This is a genomic window from Leptolyngbya sp. FACHB-36 (assembly GCF_014695955.1).
GTDB lineage: Bacteria > Cyanobacteriota > Cyanobacteriia > Leptolyngbyales > Leptolyngbyaceae > FACHB-36.
In genome coordinates, this window is sequence record NZ_JACJPG010000415.1 from 1 (window position 1) to 3,810 (window position 3,810).

The 3,810-nt window shown below is 53.4% G+C and carries 7 protein-coding genes; 6 read left to right on the forward strand and 1 reads right to left on the reverse strand.

Annotation, left to right across the window (positions count from 1 at the left end; all coding sequences use genetic code 11):
* Positions 1–94: 94 nt before the first annotated feature.
* The 3 genes from H6F43_RS11635 to H6F43_RS11645 all read left to right on the forward strand — a co-directional run bounded on the left by H6F43_RS11635 (position 95) and on the right by H6F43_RS11645 (position 1,361).
* Positions 95–394 (forward strand): tetratricopeptide repeat protein, encoded by a 300-nt coding sequence (locus tag H6F43_RS11635; RefSeq protein ID WP_242025527.1) that lies wholly within the window; start codon positions 95–97, stop codon positions 392–394.
* 84 nt (positions 395–478) lie between these two features.
* Positions 479–658: a hypothetical protein gene (locus H6F43_RS11640; RefSeq protein WP_199290296.1), complete on the forward strand. Its 180-nt coding sequence runs from the start codon at positions 479–481 to the stop codon at positions 656–658.
* A 97-nt stretch (positions 659–755) separates the two neighbouring features.
* Positions 756–1,361: a hypothetical protein gene (locus H6F43_RS11645; RefSeq protein ID WP_190342930.1), complete on the forward strand. Its 606-nt coding sequence runs from the start codon at positions 756–758 to the stop codon at positions 1,359–1,361.
* Between the two features lie 124 nt (positions 1,362–1,485).
* Here H6F43_RS11645 and H6F43_RS11650 read toward each other — a convergent pair whose 3' ends face one another.
* The gene (locus tag H6F43_RS11650) at positions 1,486–1,842 is read right to left on the reverse strand and encodes a metalloregulator ArsR/SmtB family transcription factor (RefSeq protein ID WP_190342931.1); all 357 of its coding nucleotides are present in this window, start codon (positions 1,840–1,842) and stop codon (positions 1,486–1,488) included.
* A gap of 191 nt (positions 1,843–2,033) precedes the next feature.
* Between H6F43_RS11650 and trxA the strand changes: the two genes are divergently transcribed.
* The 3 genes from trxA to H6F43_RS11665 all read left to right on the forward strand — a co-directional run.
* On the forward strand, positions 2,034–2,366 hold the full coding sequence (gene trxA, locus H6F43_RS11655) for a thioredoxin (protein WP_190342932.1): 333 nt from the start codon (positions 2,034–2,036) through the stop codon (positions 2,364–2,366).
* Positions 2,367–2,513: 147 nt separating this feature from the next.
* The gene (locus tag H6F43_RS11660; RefSeq protein ID WP_190342933.1) at positions 2,514–3,053 is read left to right on the forward strand and encodes a DUF2808 domain-containing protein; all 540 of its coding nucleotides are present in this window, start codon (positions 2,514–2,516) and stop codon (positions 3,051–3,053) included.
* Positions 3,054–3,184: 131 nt separating this feature from the next.
* Positions 3,185–3,810 (forward strand): alkene reductase (locus H6F43_RS11665; protein ID WP_190342934.1); only part of this gene is annotated, 626 nt, incomplete at its 3' end.

Genomic DNA, 3,810 nt, shown 5'->3' on the forward strand with positions numbered 1-3,810 from the left:
CACTTTCGCCGCGTCTTTTCCCGTTTTGAGAAGAAAGCGAAGAATTTTCTGAGCTTTGTTTATCTGGCTGCCTTGCTGATTGAACTTCGCTGAATTGTCAACACAACCTAGTCAACGGCAGTTAGGTAGCGACCATCCCCATGTGGCAACCAGCCTGAACAATTTGGCATTCCTCTACCAGTCGCAGGGACGCTACTCAGAGGCAGAATCGCTCTATGTGCAAGCGTTGGCGATCCTGTTTGAGAAATTGGGCGACGAGCATCCCAATACTCAGACAGTTTTGGAAAATTTTCTGTTGTTCCTACAGCAAGTGATTCGAGAAAATCGAGCCGCAGAACTTTCAGATTATCCAGTAACGCAGCAGCTAATTCAGCAGCTTCAAGCTTCGCTCTGAAGCTCCGCCCCCAATTCAAGAATCTGGCAGTACGATCGTCCCCTTCAGACATGATGAAAAAAGGCACGATCGCAATCAGAACTCATGAACACACAACTCGTTGAATTCCTGACTCAGGCAATTCTATCGCTACCTACCGAGGAACGCGCCCTACTCGAAGCGCAACTCTTTGCCAATCTTCCCTATCCGTCCCATCTAGAACTGTCACATCTCACCGAATCTAGCCAAACATTCGACTTTCTGTATGACGAACCCGATCTATAACAGCCGCGAAGACGGAGAGCCAATCGAATGGGAGTGAGAAAAGCAGCTTTGCCTCTATGATCAGCCTAGACGCGTTGCGATCGCACAATTCCCGTTTATGAACCTGCCTCTAACGCCACGTCGTTTAGTCAACATAGCGCTGCTTGGCAGTGCGATCGTCAGCATCGCTGCGCCTGCCGATTCAGCGTCCCAACCCATCCAGTCTCCAACCCTTCAGATCAACCGTGCCTCTCGCGCTACTGTCTGCCCTAGCACCCTAGAACCACTGATTCAGGGGCTTTTGCAGGATCTGCCAGGCTATATTAATCGTGTCTACAGTCGGACAGGACGGCGATTTGCGTCAGCCAGCAGGACCTACGCAATTTCTGCGGGTCGCCCAGAGTTAGACCCACTTTTAATCGGCTCCAGCGAGTACCCCACCCCCAACGATGCAACGCTGCGTCAGGTGTTTTTTACCGTGCTGGAGCGGCAGTATAACAATCAGCGCATTACAGAGTTGCAGCAGTTTCACTGGCTGTTTCTGACGCAAACTTCCGACGGTTGGCAAGTGGCACTGATGCGATCGCGGATTGGCACGTATCCCATCGGCGAGCAGCAGCCGCTAACACCTCCAAGGGACAGCAGCCAAAGCGTTACCGCACAGGCAGTGCGATCGTGGCTGCGAGACTGCCAAGCGGGATCGCTGCGGCAATTGCGTCCATAACGCAATTTGAGACTATCAATTCGAGACTATTTAGATGCCGTTGGTCGTCATTCGGCAATAGTAGGGGCAATTAAAGGCAACTCACCCCATGCATGCAGAGTGCTGCACCGCCTTTTCGACTGACCTAACTCGACGGCAGCAGCGTGTCCAGCGGATGGGCTGCCAAGTTCGCCTCCCGTGCGGCTGATTGCAGCACCACCGTCAGCAAGTTGGGGAAGCGATCGTCTAAATCGTCGCGCCGCAGAGAGTTCATGTGCTGAGTGCCTTCCTTGCGGCAGTAGAGCACGCCAGAATCGCGCAGAATCTTGAAATGGTGAGACAGCGTAGACTTGGCGATCGATTGTTCTGTCACCTCGCAGCAGGGCAACTCGCCTTTTTCTGCCAGCCGCTTGACGATTTCTAACCGCACCGGATCGCCCAGCGCATACAGCACGCCTGCTAGAGAGATATCTTTTTTGTCTGGATGATAGAGCAGTCGCATGAGCAGGGACTAGGAACTAGGAACCAGGAAGTAGAAGGGTAGGGTGGCTGTCTCGCGAATCACGAACGACTGAATCACGAACCACGGCTAACTTGTTTTCTTCCATACTTGCATTATGGCATAACCAGCGCTATAGTCTAATTATTCGAGTTTCTCGAACAATCGAATAAGATGACAGCAGGAGGTTAGCCATGTCATCGGTTCAATCCGTTACTGATTCGACTTTTCGCTCCGAGGTTTTGGAAAGCACAGGTCCAGTTCTCGTCGATTTTTGGGCACCGTGGTGCGGTCCCTGTCGCGTGGTTGGTCCCGTCGTTGAAGAGGTGGCAGCTCAGTACAGCGGTCGCCTGACCGTTCTAAAGCTGAATGTGGATGAAAACCCTGCAACGGCTACTCAGTTTGGAATTCGCAGCATTCCCACGCTGATGCTGTTTCAGTCGGGGCAGCCGATCGACCGTGTGGTCGGTGCCGTCTCCAAAGCCACGCTATCGAACACAATCGATAAATTTATCGTTGCCGCTTGAGGCTAGTCTTCACTAGTCTCCGCGATCGTATCGATTTCGTATCTGAGATGCCTAACCGTTGCCTACAGCCCCCAGTGAATCAGCAATTCACTGTTAACCCTTCACAGGCACTTGTGTATCTCTACTTAATTTTGACAGAGGTCAATTATGTCTACAGTCGTCTCTCGTTTGCTTAACGCCAGTGCCTTAACTGGCTTACTCGCCGCCTCGGTATTCGTGCCGCCTGTAGTGGCAGGTCAGGTGGGTGATAAAACGTTTTTCGATCGCGTGCCCCGCCTCGTTCGTACGGCTACTGACAACCTGCAAACCTACATCGCAGGCGCAACGTATGAATTTACGCTGTCGGTCCCCGCAGATGCAGGCGCACCGCTAGAAGCCGTGACGATCGCGCCGGACGCCGCGACCGAGTTCGATGTCAGCCGCAGTGTGGCGTATGTCAACGGCAGTCGATCCGCCACGCTGGCTAGCGTCGGTGGTCCGCAATCCACCAACTCCAACGCCGCCACGATCGTGTTCGATCCGCCAATTCAGCCCGGTCAGACTGTGACGATCTCGCTGAAGGCGCAGCGTAACCCCGATCGAGAAGGCACGCGGCTATTTGGCATCACTGCCTATCCTGCTGGCGAGAACGGCGTCGGACAGTTCCTTGGGTTTGGTCGTCTCACCTTCTACAGCAACGCTCAATAGCGCTCAGTAGCAACGATGGAAGTGATGAATTTTGAATGATGGAGGCTCAATTTCTATCCTCAACGTTCATCATTTCCACCTTAGAGTTCCTTGTTACTTTCTCCACTGAATCATTACTGAACTGAATCACTATGACCACGAATCTGTTTACTCCACTCCAACTCGGTCCGTACGTGCTGCCCAATCGGCTCGTTATGGCACCCTTGACTCGTGCTCGTGCAGGGGTCGATCGCATCCCCAATACGCTAATGGCAGACTACTACGCCCAACGCGCCAGCGCTGGACTGATTATTAGCGAAGCCACCCAAATCTCTCCGCAGGGCATCGGCTGGGTTGAAACCCCTGGTATTCATACCAATGAGCAAGTTCAGGGCTGGAAATTGGTCACGGATGCGGTTCATGCCAAGGGCGGACGGATCTTCTTGCAGCTTTGGCACGTTGGACGCGCCTCTCATCCAGATTTTCAGCCGAATGGGGCGCTTCCTGTTTCGGCATCGGCGGTGCAGCCTGCGGGCGAAATCAACACCCCGCTGGGTAAGAAGCCATTTGTGGCTCCACGATCGCTCGAACTCGATGAGATTCCGGGAGTGGTGCAGCAGTTTGCCGACGCGACGAAACGAGCGCGCGAAGCTGGGTTTGACGGGGTAGAAATTCACGGGGCTAACGGCTATTTAATTGATCAATTTCTGCGGGATGGCACGAATCAGCGCAGCGATGCCTACGGTGGCAGCGTTGCCAATCGCGCCCGCTTTTTGCT